The organism is Aquabacter cavernae, assembly GCF_003993795.1.
GTDB lineage: Bacteria > Pseudomonadota > Alphaproteobacteria > Rhizobiales > Xanthobacteraceae > Aquabacter > Aquabacter cavernae.
In genome coordinates this window covers 1,159,578-1,174,930 of record NZ_RWKV01000008.1, presented here as the reverse complement: position 1 = coordinate 1,174,930, position 15,353 = coordinate 1,159,578, and the positions used below count along the sequence as shown (strand labels likewise).

At 67.8% G+C, this 15,353-nt stretch carries 15 protein-coding genes and 1 tRNA gene; 7 read left to right on the top strand and 9 right to left on the bottom strand.

Features of this window, described 5'->3' with window-relative positions:
• Position 1 precedes the first annotated feature (1 nt).
• The 4 genes from EJJ38_RS10160 to meaB all read right to left on the bottom strand — a co-directional run bounded on the left by EJJ38_RS10160 (position 2) and on the right by meaB (position 2,566).
• A complete protein-coding gene (locus EJJ38_RS10160) occupies positions 2-478 on the bottom strand; it encodes a nuclear transport factor 2 family protein (RefSeq protein WP_127089949.1) in 477 nt (158 codons plus the stop codon).
• Positions 479-742: 264 nt separating this feature from the next.
• Positions 743-829, bottom strand: a tRNA-Leu gene (locus EJJ38_RS10155).
• 156 nt (positions 830-985) lie between these two features.
• A complete protein-coding gene (locus tag EJJ38_RS10150; protein WP_127089948.1) occupies positions 986-1,567 on the bottom strand; it encodes a pyroglutamyl-peptidase I in 582 nt (193 codons plus the stop codon).
• Between the two features lie 6 nt (positions 1,568-1,573).
• Positions 1,574-2,566: a methylmalonyl Co-A mutase-associated GTPase MeaB gene (gene meaB / locus EJJ38_RS10145; RefSeq protein WP_127089947.1), complete on the bottom strand. Its 993-nt coding sequence runs from the start codon at positions 2,564-2,566 to the stop codon at positions 1,574-1,576.
• 149 nt (positions 2,567-2,715) lie between these two features.
• On the opposite strand from meaB, the gene EJJ38_RS10140 reads away from it, so the two are divergent.
• The gene (locus EJJ38_RS10140; RefSeq protein ID WP_127089946.1) at positions 2,716-2,922 is read left to right on the top strand and encodes a CsbD family protein; all 207 of its coding nucleotides are present in this window, start codon (positions 2,716-2,718) and stop codon (positions 2,920-2,922) included.
• Between the two features lie 69 nt (positions 2,923-2,991).
• Here EJJ38_RS10140 and folK read toward each other — a convergent pair whose 3' ends face one another.
• The 3 genes from folK to EJJ38_RS10125 all read right to left on the bottom strand — a co-directional run bounded on the left by folK (position 2,992) and on the right by EJJ38_RS10125 (position 4,808).
• On the bottom strand, positions 2,992-3,474 hold the full coding sequence (gene folK, locus EJJ38_RS10135; RefSeq protein WP_127089945.1) for a 2-amino-4-hydroxy-6-hydroxymethyldihydropteridine diphosphokinase: 483 nt from the start codon (positions 3,472-3,474) through the stop codon (positions 2,992-2,994).
• On the bottom strand, positions 3,471-4,325 hold the full coding sequence (gene folP, locus EJJ38_RS10130) for a dihydropteroate synthase (RefSeq protein WP_127089944.1): 855 nt from the start codon (positions 4,323-4,325) through the stop codon (positions 3,471-3,473). The genes folK and folP overlap by 4 nt, the downstream gene beginning before the upstream one ends.
• A gap of 102 nt (positions 4,326-4,427) precedes the next feature.
• Complete coding sequence (locus tag EJJ38_RS10125; protein ID WP_127089943.1) at positions 4,428-4,808, bottom strand: DUF2267 domain-containing protein; 381 nt, start codon at positions 4,806-4,808, stop codon at positions 4,428-4,430.
• 122 nt (positions 4,809-4,930) lie between these two features.
• Between EJJ38_RS10125 and EJJ38_RS10120 the strand changes: the two genes are divergently transcribed.
• From EJJ38_RS10120 to EJJ38_RS10100, 5 genes are all read left to right on the top strand, one after another.
• A complete protein-coding gene (locus tag EJJ38_RS10120) occupies positions 4,931-6,625 on the top strand; it encodes a helicase HerA-like domain-containing protein (RefSeq protein WP_127089942.1) in 1,695 nt (564 codons plus the stop codon).
• A 204-nt stretch (positions 6,626-6,829) separates the two neighbouring features.
• Positions 6,830-7,267, top strand: a complete 438-nt coding sequence (locus EJJ38_RS10115) for an ANTAR domain-containing protein (RefSeq protein WP_127089941.1) — start codon at positions 6,830-6,832, stop codon at positions 7,265-7,267.
• A 153-nt stretch (positions 7,268-7,420) separates the two neighbouring features.
• On the top strand, positions 7,421-8,797 hold the full coding sequence (locus EJJ38_RS10110; protein WP_127089940.1) for a M20/M25/M40 family metallo-hydrolase: 1,377 nt from the start codon (positions 7,421-7,423) through the stop codon (positions 8,795-8,797).
• 216 nt (positions 8,798-9,013) lie between these two features.
• Positions 9,014-9,997 (top strand): zinc transporter ZntB, encoded by a 984-nt coding sequence (locus tag EJJ38_RS10105; RefSeq protein ID WP_127089939.1) that lies wholly within the window; start codon positions 9,014-9,016, stop codon positions 9,995-9,997.
• Positions 9,998-10,085: 88 nt separating this feature from the next.
• Positions 10,086-11,492 carry an esterase-like activity of phytase family protein gene (locus EJJ38_RS10100; protein WP_127089938.1) on the top strand — a complete coding sequence of 469 codons (1,407 nt, stop codon included), beginning with the start codon at positions 10,086-10,088 and terminating at the stop codon, positions 11,490-11,492.
• Between the two features lie 77 nt (positions 11,493-11,569).
• Here EJJ38_RS10100 and EJJ38_RS10095 read toward each other — a convergent pair whose 3' ends face one another.
• Positions 11,570-13,192 carry an ArnT family glycosyltransferase gene (locus tag EJJ38_RS10095; protein ID WP_127089937.1) on the bottom strand — a complete coding sequence of 541 codons (1,623 nt, stop codon included), beginning with the start codon at positions 13,190-13,192 and terminating at the stop codon, positions 11,570-11,572.
• A gap of 326 nt (positions 13,193-13,518) precedes the next feature.
• Entirely contained in the window at positions 13,519-14,115 is a 597-nt protein-coding gene (locus EJJ38_RS10090; RefSeq protein WP_127089936.1) for a superoxide dismutase, read from the bottom strand.
• Between the two features lie 184 nt (positions 14,116-14,299).
• Here EJJ38_RS10090 and EJJ38_RS10085 point away from each other — a divergent pair, with 184 nt between their 5' ends.
• Positions 14,300-15,289, top strand: a complete 990-nt coding sequence (locus tag EJJ38_RS10085) for a hypothetical protein (protein WP_127089935.1) — start codon at positions 14,300-14,302, stop codon at positions 15,287-15,289.
• Positions 15,290-15,353: the final 64 nt, after the last annotated feature.

The following is a 15,353-nucleotide window of genomic DNA, read 5'->3' as shown; positions in this document are numbered from 1 at the left end:
CTCACAATCCGAGATCGGACAGGCCCGGATGGTCATCCGGCCGCCGCCCCAGCGGCCAGTGGAACAGGCGCTCCTCGGGGCGGATGGGCCGGTCATTGATGGAGGCGAAGCGCCGCTGCATCAGGCCGTCCGGGGCGAATTCCCAATTCTCGTTCCCATAGGAGCGATACCACTGCCCGCTGTCATCGTGCCACTCATAGGCAAAGCGCACGGCGATGCGGTTTCCCTCGAAGGCCCAGAGTTCCTTGATGAGCCGATAGTCCAGCTCCCGCGCCCATTTGTGGGTGAGGAAGGCGATGATCTCGGCCGTCCCCTGCGGAAACTCGGCGCGGTTCCGCCACTTGCTGTCGGGCGTATAGACCTTCGAGACCCGCTCGGGATCGCGGCTGTTCCAGCCATCCTCCGCAAGGCGCACCTTGGCGATGGCGGTCTCGCGGGTGAAGGGCGGAACGAGAGGGGCGGGAGGCACAGGCGACATGGGGAGATCCTTGTTTGTACCGATTGGTTTAAATTAAACTGATCGGTACAAATTGGCAATGTACTGGCTTTCCCACTGGAGCGCCCGCATGAGCCTTGATGTGCTGCGACGGATGGAAGCCCAACTAGGGTGGACGGGGAGATCTGTTTGGGAGGCAGACGCGCGGCGCTTCGCACCAGCGGGCGTTGCGTAAGAATTGCGTCTAACGGAGAGGGAGGGATTTGAACGCGCGCGACAGAGTAAGATGTCTCGCGCAAGTGGAAATGGTGCGGGTGGTCGGACTCGAACCGACACTCTGTCACCAGAAACGGATTTTGAGTCCGCCGCGTCTACCGGTTCCGCCACACCCGCCGGATGTCTCCAGGCGGACCCGTATAGCGGGATGGGGGCACGGCGCCAAATAAAAAAGCCTATTCCTGCACAGCCGATGTCATCGACCCTCCGCGCGGTGAGGGCGCGTTCAACGGCAGCCCAGGCGCTGGGCCTCATTGTCTCGAGTCTTTCGCCTCAGCCCCGCAGCAGGGCCCTCAGGACGAGGGAGAGCGCCACCGCTGTGCGTGCCGCAGGACGGCGGCTGTCGGGGCCGCGGCCGGGCAGGTGGATGAAGACCACGGGCACGCGGGCGGGCGCCAGCGCCTCCAGGGCGATGTAATAGGCGCCGTTACAGAGATAGCGCCCGGCATCGCGCGAGGCGCGGGCGGAAAGGCCCGCCTGGGTCAAAGCATGGCGCAGGCGCGGCACCGATGCCGCCGCCCGCCGTTCGGAGGTGCCGCTTTTGCTGAGCCGCCGGGCCGGGCGGTGGCGGGTCGCATCGAGCCCGCGCGCGTCATTCACCGCCCGTGTCTCCACATTGATGCGCGTGCGCCGTCCCGCGACGCCCAGCATCAGCATCGCGTCCGGCGGATTGGCGGCGAGATCGCGCGCCAGCCGCTCCAGCGCGGACCATTCGGTGGGCAGGATCAATGCCGTGCGTCGCATTCCTTCAAGGCCCGGCAGACGCAGGGCGGCAAGGCGCCGCGCCATGTCAGCCGTGGGATTGCGCGGCATGCCGGGAAACGGGCCGAATCCGGTGATGAGGACCGACCGCATGGCTGTTCAGAGCCCCAGCAAGGCGGCGATCTCGTTGGCCGCGAGGGTGGGGGCGAGGGTGCCGTCCGCCACCGCGCCTTCCAAGGCGGGCAGGCGGGCCTTGATGGCGGGGTCGGTGCGCACGCGCTCCGCGAGGCGCTCCTGCAGCAGGGTCCACATCCAGCGTATCTGCTGGGTGCGGCGGGTGGCGGCGAAGGCGCCGGCCGCCTCGCAGCGCGCCCGGTGCGCGCGCACCTGCTCCCACACTTCCGGCACGCCCGCTCCGGTCAGCCCGGAATAGGTGAGAACCGGCGGCGACCAATGGGCGGCCCGCGCGCCCAGCAGATGCAGCGCCGTCTTGTATTCGCCCGCCGCCGCACGGGCGCGGTTCACATTGTCGCCGTCCGCCTTGTTCACGGCCACGATGTCGGCCAGTTCCAGCACGCCCTTCTTGATGCCCTGCAATTCATCGCCCGCGCCGGGCAGCATGAGGACGAGGAAGGTGTCGGTGAGGTCCGATACGGCGGTTTCCGACTGGCCGACGCCCACCGTTTCCACCAGCACCACGTCGAAGCCCGCCGCTTCGCACAGAAGCATGGTCTCGCGCGTCTTGGCGGCGATGCCGCCCAGGGTGCCGCTGGAGGGGGAGGGGCGCACGAAGGCGGCCGGGTCCACGGAGAGGCGCTGCATGCGCGTCTTGTCGCCCAGGATGGAGCCGCCGGTGCGGGTGGAGGAGGGGTCCACCGCCAGAACCGCCACCTTGTGGCCCTCGGCGGTGAGATAGGAGCCGAGGGCATCGATGGTGGTGGACTTGCCCACGCCCGGCACGCCCGTAATGCCCACGCGGAATGCGCCCCCTGTGTGGGGCAGCAGACCCTGGAGCAAAGCCTGCGCGCGGCGGCGATGGTCGGGGCGGCGGGATTCCACCAGGGTGATGGCCCGCGCCAGGGCCGCGCGCTCGCCGCGCAGCACCGCCTGGGCCAGAGCTTCGTCCGCCTCGGCCCACGCCATCTCGCTCATAAAGTCCCCCACGCCCGGCCCGCCGAGTCGGGCCCCGCCAGAATGCCGCGATCGTCCCTTCGCCTCAACGGCTCCATTCGTGCTGGAACCTCTCCCGAGCCTGGACGTTGTAGCGATGTAATTCACTCCTCATCACAAGGAGACATGGGATGAATTGGGATCGCATTGAAGGTAACTGGAAGCAGGTTTCCGGCAACGTGAAGGCCCAGTGGGGCAAGCTCACGGACGATGACCTGACCCAGATCAAGGGCAACCGGGAGGTCCTGGAAGGAAAAATCCAGGAGCGCTACGGCCTCGCCAAGGATGAAGTCGCCAAGCAGGTGAATACCTGGGCTGAGGGCGTGAAGCGCATGTGATGCGCATCATGTGATGTGCTGATCATCGGTCAGACGAGAAGGGCTCCCTCGCGGGGGCCCTTTTCAGTTTCAGTTCAGGCGCACGATGCCGGAGCGGTCGAGGGCCCGGAGCGCGTCGCGCACCTCAATGCCCGAAATCTCCAGGTCCGGCGCGATCTCCGCCAGCGGCACCAGCGCGAAGGCGCGCTCCAGAAGGCGGGGATGGGGCAGAGCGAGGGTCTCGCCGGTGCGCACCTCCTCGCCGAACAGCAGGATGTCGATGTCGATGCGGCGCGGGCCGAACCGCTCCTCCCGCGTGCGGTCGCGCCCGAGCCGTCGCTCCACGTCCAGCGCCAAGGCAAGAAGCGCCTCGGGCGTGCCGTCGGTGAACACTTCCACCACCTGGTTCACATAGTCCGGCTGGGCCACCGGCCCCCAGGGCGGGGTGCGATAGAGGGCCGAGCGCGCGCCGATGCGCAGCCCCGTTTCTTCCAGGAGCACCAAAGCGCGGGGCAGGGTGCGCTCCGGCGCGTCCCAGTTTCCCCCCAGGCACAGGAAGGCGCGCGTGCTCACGGCGCGGCCCGGATGGCGTCGAGCACCCGCACCGCTTGCACATGGGCGGCCACGTCATGGGCGCGCACGATCTCCGCGCCGCACAATATGCCCAGCGCATGGGAGGCCAGCGTGCCCGGCAGCCGTTCCGTGGGCGTGCTGGGATGGATGCGACCGATGAAGGATTTGCGCGACGTGCCCAACAGGATGGGCAGGCCCAGCACGCGCAATTCGCCCATGCGGCGCAAGGCGGTGAGGTTCTGCTCCGGCGTCTTGCCGAAGCCGATGCCGGGATCGAGCACGATGCGCTCCGCCGCAAGCCCCGCCGCCGCCGCGCGCTCTAGGGCGCGCTCAAAGAAGGCGATCATGTCGGCGACGATGTCGATGGCGGGGTCCAGGGTCTCGCGATTGTGCATCACTACTGCGGCTGCATCGAAATCCGCCGTGGCGCGGGCCATGTCTGGGTCGCGCGCGAAGCCCCAGATGTCGTTGACGATGGCCGCCCCCGCCGCCAGCGCCCTGCGGGCCACCTCGGCCTTGAAGGTGTCCACGGAGACGGGCGGGGCCGTCTCCAGGGCGGCGAGTCCGCTAAGCACGGGCGCGATGCGCGCCCATTCCTCATCTGCAGACAAAGGCGTGTGGCCGGGCCGGGTGGATTCGCCGCCCACATCCAGAATGTCCGCACCCTCGGCGATCATGGCTTGGGCATTGGCGAGGGCATCCTCCGGCGCGGCGCTGCGGCCGCCGTCGGAGAAGGAATCGGGGGTCACGTTCAGCACCCCCATGACGAGGGTGCGCGGGCCGAGCGTGAGGACATGCCCGCGCGCCTTCAGCAGGCGGGCCGGGGGCGGGGTGAAGGGCGCTAGGGACATGGCCGTGGGATGGTACAAAACCCGCGCGGAGGCAAGCTGCCGCGGGCGTAAGGCAAGCCGTTGCGGGCGGAAGATCCGCCGCCCGCAGAGCGAAAAGCCCCGTCAGGCGATCTGGCGCAGGCCGGGAATCGCCCGCACGATGCGGTCCACGAGATCCGCGCCTGCCCGCTCACGGGCGAAGGCGACCACTTCGTGGGTGGCTTCCTGCACCTGCGGCATGGTGAGGCCGGCGGCCATCATCTTGTCGGCCACCACCATGAGGCGGGCCATGCCGCCGAAATGGCGCGTGCCGGCCAGCACCGTGGTCTCGTCCGGCAAGGGACCGGCGAGGTCGCCGAGGCCGGGAATGGCGGCGGCCAGTTCGGCCACCGTGTCTGCGGGCGCTTCGCGGGAGATGAATTCCATCACCACCTCCACCGCCCGGTGCGCCGCCTGCTCGCTGATGCCGACCTTGCGCTGCAAGCGGTCGATCAACTCCTCCATGCGCACCTCCGCTGGTTGGGCGCGGGATATTGACCGTCCCCCGGCCCGGAGGCAAGCACGCGCCCTTGTGCATTGCCCCCGCGCCGGGGCAAAACTGGTCACGAAAACCAGCAGAGGGCGCCATGGCGAACGAAAAGTCCGACGCGCGGATTTTTGTGGGCCGCAGTTTCCTGAAGGGCGGAACGAGCAAGGACGAGGCACTCGTGCTGCGCCTCGCGAACCGTCACGGCCTCATTACCGGGGCCACCGGAACCGGCAAGACCGTGACGCTCCAGGTGCTGGCGGAAGGCTTTTCCCGCGCCGGGGTTCCCGTGTTCGCCGCCGACATCAAGGGCGACCTTTCGGGAATCGCTGCCGAGGGTGAGCCGCGTGATTTCCTGCTGCGCCGCGCGCAGGACGTGGGGATCGAGTATCGGCCGGAGCGATTCCCCGTGGCCTTCTGGGATTTGTTCGGGGAGCAGGGGCACCCCGTGCGCGCCACGGTCTCGGAACTGGGGCCGCTGCTTCTGGCCCGCCTCATGGGCCTCAACGATACCCAGGAAGGCGTGCTGAACATCGCCTTCCGCGTGGCGGACGAGGACGGCCTGCTGCTGCTGGACCTGAAGGATTTGCGGGCGATCCTCACTTACGTGGCGGAAAACGCCCAGACCCTCTCGCGCACCTATGGCAACGTCTCCACCGCGACGGTGGGCGCCATCCAGCGGCAATTGCTGGTGCTGGAGAACCAGGGCGCGGATTCCTTTTTCGGTGAGCCCGCTTTGGATATTCGCGACCTCATGCGGGTGGATGCGTCGGGGCGCGGGGTGGTGAACATCCTGGCGGCGGACAAGCTGATGGGCGCGCCGCGCCTCTATGGATGCTTCCTGCTTTGGTTGCTCTCCGAACTGTTCGAGGAGCTTCCCGAGGTGGGCGACCCGGACAAGCCGCGCCTCGTCTTCTTCTTCGACGAGGCCCATCTCCTGTTCAACGACGCCCCGAAGGCGTTGCTGGAGAAGGTGGAGCAGGTGGTGCGGCTCATCCGCTCCAAGGGCGTGGGTGTCTATTTCGTCACCCAGAACCCGCTGGATGTGCCGGAGACGGTGCTCGCCCAATTGGGCAACCGGGTGCAGCACGCCTTGCGCGCCTTCACGCCGCGCGACCAGAAGGCGGTGAAGGCGGCGGCCGAGACCTTCCGGCCCAATCCCGCCTTGAACACCGCCGCCGCCATCACCGAACTGGGCAAGGGCGAGGCGCTGGTCTCCACGCTGGAGGGCAACGGCATTCCCTCCATGGTGGAGCGCACGCTCATCGCCCCGCCCGCCGCCCGCGTCGGGCCCATCAGCCCGCAGGAACGGCAGGCGATCCTGGCCCAGAGCCCGCTGGGGCACCGCTACGACACCCCGCTCGACCGGGTCTCCGCCTTCGAGATGCTGCATGATCGCGGCGAGCGGCCCCAGGCGCCGCCGACGCCGGGCCCCTGGTCGAGCCCGCCGCCGGCTGAACCCGCCGGGCGCTCCACCTCCGTGCCCCGCACCACGTCGGTGCCCCGCACCGGCGGTTCGCCGTGGCCCGCGCCCACCGCCCCCGCGCCCGAGGTGCCCGCGCCCAGAACCACCACGGCCAGAACGACCACGACCAGGACGACGACATCGAGGACGACCACGCCGAGGGAGCCCGCCGCCAAGACGACCGCCCCGAAGACGCCCCGCGCCACCACCCGCATGTCCACCACGGAGCTGGTGGTGCGCCAGGTCGCGCGTTCTGTGGCGACCCAGGTGGGCACCCAGATCGGACGGGCGATCCTGCGCGGAATTCTGGGCGGGCGCAGCCGTTCGTGAGGCGGCAGCGTTCCTCCTCCTGATACCGGGCGCCTTTTTCGGCGGCACACTATGCCGGAGCCGGGTAGTGGTTGCCTCGGTAGCGGGCTGCTTGTATATTCAGAACGAGTCGAACGTAGCGCGGGGAATACGTTCGGCCGGAGTCGCTGAATGGCGGCCCGGCCGAAGAAATCGGTCGGAGTCGCCTCTAATGAGGAGCGCCCGATGAAGGTGTTGCCGATTGCCCGCATTCTCATCATCGATGCCGATGCGGACCGCCGCGAGACCACCCGTCTCGGCCTGACCGCCCTGGGCGTGGGAACCGTCACCGAAGCCGCCGCCGTGGCGGAAGCGCTCGACCTGCCGCGCCAGTTCGACGTGGTGGTGGTCCAGGCCGCCTCGGTGGACGATGTCCCCGATCACCCCTTCAAGGATACCGGGGACGCCATTCCCGCCGTGATGGTGGCGGAAGGCAGTGCCCATGCGCTCGCCCGTGCCGCCGGTCGCCACGGCTATGACGCCGCGGTGGGCATGCCCCTGCTGCCGCGCCTGCTCTACCGGCGCATCGGCTCCGTGCTCCAGCGTGCCCGCCGCAGCCAGCGTCCGGGAACAGTTGCTGGCGAAGGCGTCGCCGCGACCACCGCTACGCCTACCGCAAATTGAAATGCCTCCATCGCCTCGCCCCATGCGGGCGGGGCGGCGTGAGCCTTGCCTGTAAAGCACCGTCCCGCGCCGGCTACCGCTGTTCGCCCCCTTGACGGCGGCCTTCAGGTGTTCCCCGATACCCCCGGATGATCCGATGGCATCGAGGATGGCATGGCTGCGCTGGAAGACGTTCTGAACAAGGTAGACGCTCAGCTGGAGGGCAGCCTCGACAGGCTGTTCACCTTCCTCAGGATCCCGAGCATCTCCACCGATCCCGCCTATGCCGGCGATTGCCGCCGCGCGGCGGAATGGGTGGCGGGCGTGCTGAACGAGTTGGGTGTCGCCACCACCGTGCGCGACACGACGGGACATCCCGTGGTGCTCGGCCGCACGGATACGGGTGCCGCCCGCCGCGTCCTGTTCTACGGCCATTATGACGTGCAGCCGGTGGACCCGCTGGAGCTGTGGAACACCCCGCCGTTCGAGCCGGCGCTGCTGGGCGACGCGGGCGCGCAACGCATCGTCGGGCGCGGCGCGGCCGACGACAAGGGTCAGGCCCTCACCTTCATCGAAGCGCTGCGCGCCCATCGCGACGTGAATGGCCGCCTGCCGGTGGATGTCACCATCCTGCTGGAAGGGGAGGAGGAGTGCGGCTCCCCGAGCCTGCCCGCCTTCCTCGCCGCCAATGCGCCGGAACTGGCCGCCGACGTGGCGCTGGTGTGCGACACGGGCATGTGGGATCGCGATACGCCCGCCATCACCACCGCCCTGCGCGGCATCCTGCATTGCGAACTGACCATCACCGGCGCCGACCGTGATTTGCATTCCGGCCTGTTCGGCGGTGCCGCCCGCAATCCCACCCATGTGGTGGCGCAGATCATCGCGGACATGCACGACGCGAACGGGCGCGTGACCATTCCCGGCTTCTACGATGCGGTGCGCGAGCCCACCGCCGAGGTGCGGGCGCAATGGGAGGCGCTGGGCTTCACGGCCGACACCTTCCTCGGCCCCGTGGGGCTCTCCATCCCCTCGGGCGAGCAGGACCGGATGCTCATCGAGATGATCCAGTCGCGCCCCACCGCCGAGGTGAACGGCATGTTCGGCGGCTATACGGGGAAGGGGAGCAAGACCATCGTCCCGTCCGCCGCCACCGCCAAGATCTCCTTCCGCCTGGTGGCGGACCAGGACCCCGCCGCCATCAAGGCCGCGTTCGCGGAATTCGTGGCCGCGCGCCTGCCGGGCGATTGCAAGCTCGACCTGCATTTCGGCGAGGGCGCGAGCGCGCTCATGGTGCCGGCGGATAATCCCGACCTCAAGAAAGCGGCCCACGCGCTGGAGCAGGAATGGGACAAGCCGCCGGTGGAGATCGGCTCCGGCGGCTCCATTCCCATTCTCGGCCAGTTCAAGGCGGTGATCGGCCTGGACACGCTGCTCATCGGCTTCGGCCTGGACGATGACCGCGTGCATTCGCCCAATGAGAAGTACGACCTCAAATGCTTCCGCAAGGGCACCCGCAGCTGGGTGCGCATCCTCGACGCGCTGGCGTGAGGGCAGGGGCGGCGGCAGGGGCGCGCGCCGCTCTCGCCGCTTTTCCCGCGCCCGGCTTTCTGGCAGGAAGGCGCCAGAGCCTGATCCGATCAGGTTGACGCAACCTGATTGGTGAATCGGCCTCTCAATCCTGGATGGAGAGCGATTCATCACATGCCTCGGCGCATCCCGGTGCTTCGAGGTCGGGCGATCGCGCTCTAGCCGGTGGGGGCGAGGATGGCGGACCAGCACAATGAGGGCCTCCTGGAGGCATGGTACTTCGATGGCGAGGGCGGCGGGCGCCGCATCGCCTGGGATGAGGTGCAGGCCCAGGAGGCGATGGACGAGGGCTTCGTCTGGCTGCATTTCCGCTGCCTGCCCAAACAGCCGCAGGACTGGCTGCGCGAGCATAGCGGCATCGACCGCATCATCCTGGAAGGCATGCTGGACGACGAGAGCCGCCCGCGCTGCTCCCTGTTCAATGACAGCGCCTTCCTGGTGCTCCGCGCGGTCAATCTCCAGCGCAATTCCCTCCCCGAGGATCTGCTGGGCCTGCATCTCTGGGTGGAGGCGCGGCGCATCATCACGCTGCAGCACGAGCCCATCTCCGCCATCGGCGATTATGTGGACGCCCTCTCCCGCGCGAAGAAGCCACGCACCCAGGGGGAGATGGTGGCGGACCTCAGCCTGCGTCTCGTAGACCGGCTGGACACGGTCATCTCCGCCCTGATGGACGAGGCGGACGAACTGGAGGATTCCGTGGAGACATCGGAATCCCGCGACCTGCTGCCCAAGCTCGCCATTCTGCGGCGGGTCTCCATCAAGCTGCGCCGCCACATCGCCCCCCAGCGGGAGGCGCTGAACCATTTCTCCACCGAGGACGATCCCTGGCTCGGCCCCAAGGACCGCACCCGCATCCGCGATGCCGCCGACCGCGTGGCGCGCTTCACGGAAGAGCTGGATTCCATCCGCGAGCGCGCGTCCCTAATCCGCGACCAGATGGTGGACCGGCGCGCCGAGCAGATGAACAAGTCCATGCTGGTTCTGGCGGTGGTGACGGTGGTGTTCGCCCCGCTCACCTTCGTCTCGGGCCTGTTCGGCATGAATGTGGGCGGCATTCCCGGCGTGGATGATCCGGAATCCTTCTGGCTCATCTCCTTCCTTCTGGTGGCGTTTGCCTTGAGCCTGTCCTGGTTGTTTCGCCGGCTCAGATGGATCTGATCTCGCGTCACTGAATTGTCGTTGGCCCGTCTCCTCTCCGACACCTCCAGACCGCAAGTAAGTGGCGCGGGGATATCAGGAGACTGCCATGCGACATCTTCCTTCCCTGCTCGCCATTATTTTAGCCAGCACAGCTTTTTCGCCGGTGTCCGCGCTCGCCCAGCAGGCGGCGCCTGCGGCTTCCGAAGGCGCAGCCTATCCGGCCACGGTGGAAGGCCATGTGGCGCTGCCCGCGGCCACCTTCGTGCCGCCGCCCGCCGATGCGCCCGTGGATCTGCAGGTGTCCGGCAAATATGCCGGCCCCGAGCGGGCGCGGAACGACAAGGTGGGCTCCGTGCCCGCCACCAGCGTGCTCTCCGACAAGGAGGCGCCACGCCCCACCGGCCTCAGCCGGCCGTTCCAGGGCCAGCCGGTCCAGGGCTTCTCGGGCATCGTGGATGAGGGCGGCGGACGCTTCCTGATCCTCACCGACAACGGCTATGGCTCCAAGGCCAATTCCAGCGACGCCATGCTGATGTTCCATCGCGTCGCCATGGACTTCAAGGCGGGCACCATCACCCGCACCGACACCTTCTTCCTGCGCGATCCCGACAAGAAGGTGCCGTTCCCCATCGCCACGGAAAGCACCACCACGCGCTATCTCACCGGCGCGGACTTCGACCCGGAATCCATCCAGGTGGCCGGTGACAGCGTGTGGTTTGGCGAGGAGTTCGGCCCCTATCTCATCGAGGCCGACGCCACCGGCAAGGTGAAGGCCATCTACGAGACCAAGGTGGACGGCAAGACCGTGCGCTCGCCCGACCATCCCAGCGTGACCACGCCCGGCGCGCCGGGCGGCAAGGTGGCGTTCGAGGTGTTCCGCTCCAAGGGCTTCGAGGGCATGGCCATCTCGCCCGACAAGACCAAGCTCTACGCCATGCTGGAGGGGCCCATCGCCACCGCCGACGGCGCGAAGGAGACCGAGGGCGGCAAGGAAGTGCTGCGCGTGCTGGAGTTCGACATTCCCAGCCGCCAGTGGACCGGCCGCTCCTGGAAATATCCCCTGGCGGTGGCGGGCAATGCCATCGGCGACTTCAACATGATCGACGCCACCACGGCCCTGGTCATCGAGCGCGACAGCCTCGAAGGCACGAAGGCTGCGGCCTGCGCCGAGGGCAAGGTGGACCCCACCTGCTTCCATAAGCCGGCGGCCTTCAAGCGCGTCTACAAGGTGGAGTTCACGCCCGAAATGGCTGGAGGGCTCATGCGCAAGGTGGGCCATATCGACCTGCTGGCCATGAAGGATCCCAACGGCAAGTCCCGGCCGGGCACCGCCGCCAACGGCACGCTCGGCTTCCCCTTCTTCACCATCGAGGACGTGGTGATGGTGGACCCCACCCATATCGTGGTGGGCAATGACAACAATCTGCCCTTCTCCGCCGGCCGCGCGCCGCAGAAGGCGGATGACAACGAGTTCGTCCTTCTGGAAGTGGGCGAGTTGCTGAAGGCGAAGTGAGGCTTCGGCCGTCGATATAAAAAAGCGGGGCGGCTGTGAGGCCGCCCCGTCTTTTTTTGAGCCGTGTGCCGGCGGGTTTACTGGCCGCCCGCGAAGACCGAGGGGAAGGAGCGGCCGCGCGTGTCATAGACACGGGCATAGACCACGCCGTCGCGCTCCACCTTGGCAATCACCGGCGCCTGGACATCGGCGCAATAGAACTCGCCCAGCATGAGCGCGAAGTCGGCGCCGAGCGTCTCATAGGTGGTCTCGAAGCGCGGCCCCAGCTCCACCGCCGCCGCGCGGTGCGGGCCGCACACGGCCACCCGGAACTTGCGGCCCTGGGGCAGGGACCGGCGGTGCTCGTCCACATATTCGTCCAGCTCGGCGGCGGCCTGCTTGAAGGCGAGGCCCCAGTAATCGAGCATGAACTTCTCGTCCGCGCCCTTCACGCCGCCGACGATGTGATTGTAGTAGGTATATTGATAGGGGTGGAGCTGGGCCAGCTCGAAGGCGGGCACCGCGATGCCGCCCACAAAGACGGCCGCCGCCGCGGCGCGCACCGCGCGATGCTGGCGGGCGAGCCAGGTCCAGGCCCAGCTGGCCGCGAGCCCGCCCAGCACCGCGAAGGCGGGCGTGATGAAGACGAAGTGGCGGATGCCGTTATACATCACCGGGCGTTCCACCACGGTGAGCAGGATGGGGAACAGGGCCGCCGCCGCCAGCAGCATATATTGGGCACGGCGCGTGGGCGCCGCCGAGCCGAACAGCGCGCCCACCAGCGCGCCCGCCGTGCCGGCCACGCCCAGGGCCAGGAACAGTTCCGGCATCTGCACGGCGAACAGGGTGGGCACATAGGTGCGCGGCATGTCCGGCACCAGGATGGGCCGCCCCTCATACAGCTCGCGCCACGGCACTTCCCAGAAATGGGCGTAATAGGCGAGCGCCTTCATGGGGTTCAGCGGGTCCACCACCGCCCAGGGCCAGACGATGCCCAGGGTGAAATAGGCGAGCGGCAGGCCCAGCGCCATGAGCGCGAGGCACTGGCCGAGACGGCCGGCCATGGCCTTGAAGCCCAGGCGCCGCCATTCGAGGGTGGCCAGCAGCATCAGCGCGAAGCCGGCATAGGCCACCGTGATGACGCCGAGCACGCGCGTTCCCACCGCAAGACCCAGGCTGATGCCGAAAATGGCCGCCGTGCGCCAGGAGGGGGAGGGATATTCGTCCAGGGCGCGGGCCATGGAATAGATCAGCAGGGCCACGGCCACGGCGAAGGGCGCGTCCTTCGCGTTCATGAACATGTGCCCGTAATAGAGTGGGCAGATGAGCAGGAGGCAGAGGGCGACAAACCCGCAGACCGGCCCGCCCACCCGGCGCGCCAGGCGCCACACGATGAGCACGCCGCCCAGGCCCACCACGGCGCCCAGCAGGCGGCGCACGTCGAACACGTCAACCGGCAGCATCTTGGAGAGCGCCGAGGCCGCGAGGTCGAAGCCGCCGCCGTAATAATAGAGGTTCACGAAGGAGAAGACCCTCGTGTGGGTCAGGCCGGAGGCGAAATAGGAATAGAGCAGGTCGCCATATTGGGAATGGGTGAAGTCATCCCATCCCAGGCCGTAATCGTTGAATGTGAAGAGGCTGACGAGGCTCGCCGCCGCGAAGACGATCAGGGCGAGGCGATCCGCCAGGGATTGCGGCAAGGAAAGGCGGGGGACACGCATAGGTTCCGGGACCCAACTGAGACGCTGTGCATCAGCCCGGAAAACATGTCCCCTGAACGGCAGCTTGACGGCCGCCGTCGGTCACATATCCGTGAGCTTCTTTATCATCCCGTTAAACTGGATCTTTGCAAGAATTTTATACACTGCGATGCAGCGCAAGGCGTTTTGCACTGCCCCCTCATCTCCATCTAGGGATGTATAGTTCAAAAACTGTGCAGGTTATGGGTGTGCCGATTCCTTCGGCGCCCAAGAAAAACGCCGGTCGGGACGGGCCCGGCCGGCGTTAACTCTGTTTGCAATTCGGATCGCGCCGTCAGCGCCGATCCTCAGGCCGCCTTGCTGTAAAGCTCGGCGACGTAGTCCCAGTTCACCAGATTATCCACAAAGGCCTTGAGGTAATCGGGGCGACGGTTGCGGTAATCGATATAGTAGGAATGCTCCCACACATCCACGCCCAGCAGCGGAACGCCGCCATGGACGAGAGGATTCTCGCCATTGGGGGTCTTGGTGATGGAGAACTTGCCATCCTTGAGCGTGAGCCACGCCCAGCCGGAGCCGAACTGGCCGATGCCGGCGGCAACGAAGTCTTCCTTGAACTTATCGACAGAGCCGATGTCCTCGATGATCTTCTTCTCGATCTCACCGGGGATGGCACCGCCACCGTTCGGCTTCATCCAGTTCCAGAACAGGACATGGTTGTAGTGCTGGGCGGCATTGTTGAAGAGCCCGGCATTCTTGCCGTAGGAGCCCTTCACAATCTCTTCCAGGGATTTTCCCTCGAATTCGGTTCCCTTTAGGAGATTGTTACCGTTATTCACGTAAGCGAGATGATGCTTGTCGTGATGGTATTCGAGCGTCTCACGGGACATATAGGGCCCGAGGGCGTCGTAGGCATACGGAAGATCAGGCAGCGTGAAGGACATTGGGCGTCTCCGCGTTCGGTCCGGGAGGGGGCTGGGGCTTCATCCAGGAACGGTTGAGCCGCCTTCCCTGCGACCTAGATAGGCCGGGCGCAGGCGTCAAACAACAGTGGCCACGGCAAAATCAGGCGTGGCTCTTTGGCCTGGACCCGGACCGGCGGGGGCTGGTCCTGCGTGGAGTGAGACGATGTGGCGGTTCATGGTGGGTCTCGGTTTGCTGCTCGCGCTCGCGGGCCTCGTGGTCGTGGCGCTGGGAGTGGCGATTTTCGTCTCCTCCTTCGGCAACACGCTGATCGCCGCCGGGGCGGTCTTCCTTTCGGGGGGCATCACGCTCGCCGCCGTCGGCCTGGTGATGAAGCAGCTGCTGGACATGTCCGAGCGGCTCGACGCGGCCCTTGCCGGCGGCACGCTGGCGGCCGCCCGGCCGCTGGACGCGGCCGATGAGGACTTCGCCTCCAGCGCGGAAAGCGATCTGCAGGACGAAGCCGAGGAATATTACGAGGAGGAGGAAGAGGAGCCCGCGCCGGCGCCCGCGCAGCCGCCCCGCTCCTATGTGCCGCCGTCCTTCGCGCGCCAGCCGGCCCCTGCGCCGGAGCGCCCGGTCGCGCCGCCGGAGCCCTATCGCCCCGAGCCGCCGCGCTCCGAATTCGCCCGTCCCGAGCCGGCGCGTCCCGAGCCGTCCCGTGCCGAGATGCCCCGCACCGAGCAGACCCGCATGCCGGAGGCGCTCCAGCGCGGCCGGGTGCTCGGCCGCACCCCGGAAGGCGAGCATTTCGCCGACCGCATGCGTCCCCAACCCGCCTTCGTGCCGCCCGCCCCGGAGCCCGAGGCTCCGGTGGAACGCGCGCCGGAGCGTCCGGTGGAGCGCGCGCCCATGGTGACGCGCCCCTTCACCCCGCCGTCCCGCCGGCCCGACCAGGGCGTCGCCCCGGTGCCGCCCGCGGCTCCGGCGCCTTCGGCTCCGGCTTTCACACCGCCTGCGCCTTATGCGCCGCCCGCGCCTCCGGCTCCGGTCTCGGCGGCCGAGCCGACCGTGCTCAAGTCCGGCGTGGTGGGCGGCATGGCCTACACCCTCTATTCCGACGGCTCGATCCAGGCGGAGCTGCCCGACGGCGCGCTGCGCTTCGCTTCGCTCCAGGAACTGCGCGAGCACGTCGCGCGCTCCCAGCAGGGCTGATATCCCGAACACGGCCGGCCTCTCTCTCCAGAGTGGCCGGCCGTGGCATGTCTGGATGCCGATG

Bases quoted from the DNA above. Each gene is read 5' to 3' on its own strand.
- EJJ38_RS10160 (WP_127089949.1), bottom strand. From the start codon at position 478: ATGTCGCCTGTGCCTCCCGCCCCTCTCGTTCCGCCCTTCACCCGCGAG.
- EJJ38_RS10150 (WP_127089948.1), bottom strand. From the start codon at position 1,567: ATGCGGTCGGTCCTCATCACCGGATTCGGCCCGTTTCCCGGCATGCCG.
- meaB (WP_127089947.1), bottom strand. From the start codon at position 2,566: ATGAGCGAGATGGCGTGGGCCGAGGCGGACGAAGCTCTGGCCCAGGCG.
- EJJ38_RS10140 (WP_127089946.1), top strand. From the start codon at position 2,716: ATGAATTGGGATCGCATTGAAGGTAACTGGAAGCAGGTTTCCGGCAAC.
- folP (WP_127089944.1), bottom strand. From the start codon at position 4,325: ATGTCCCTAGCGCCCTTCACCCCGCCCCCGGCCCGCCTGCTGAAGGCG.
- EJJ38_RS10125 (WP_127089943.1), bottom strand. From the start codon at position 4,808: ATGGAGGAGTTGATCGACCGCTTGCAGCGCAAGGTCGGCATCAGCGAG.
- EJJ38_RS10120 (WP_127089942.1), top strand. From the start codon at position 4,931: ATGGCGAACGAAAAGTCCGACGCGCGGATTTTTGTGGGCCGCAGTTTC.
- EJJ38_RS10115 (WP_127089941.1), top strand. From the start codon at position 6,830: ATGAAGGTGTTGCCGATTGCCCGCATTCTCATCATCGATGCCGATGCG.
- EJJ38_RS10110 (WP_127089940.1), top strand. From the start codon at position 7,421: ATGGCTGCGCTGGAAGACGTTCTGAACAAGGTAGACGCTCAGCTGGAG.
- EJJ38_RS10105 (WP_127089939.1), top strand. From the start codon at position 9,014: ATGGCGGACCAGCACAATGAGGGCCTCCTGGAGGCATGGTACTTCGAT.
- EJJ38_RS10100 (WP_127089938.1), top strand. From the start codon at position 10,086: ATGCGACATCTTCCTTCCCTGCTCGCCATTATTTTAGCCAGCACAGCT.
- EJJ38_RS10095 (WP_127089937.1), bottom strand. From the start codon at position 13,192: ATGCGTGTCCCCCGCCTTTCCTTGCCGCAATCCCTGGCGGATCGCCTC.
- EJJ38_RS10090 (WP_127089936.1), bottom strand. From the start codon at position 14,115: ATGTCCTTCACGCTGCCTGATCTTCCGTATGCCTACGACGCCCTCGGG.
- EJJ38_RS10085 (WP_127089935.1), top strand. From the start codon at position 14,300: ATGTGGCGGTTCATGGTGGGTCTCGGTTTGCTGCTCGCGCTCGCGGGC.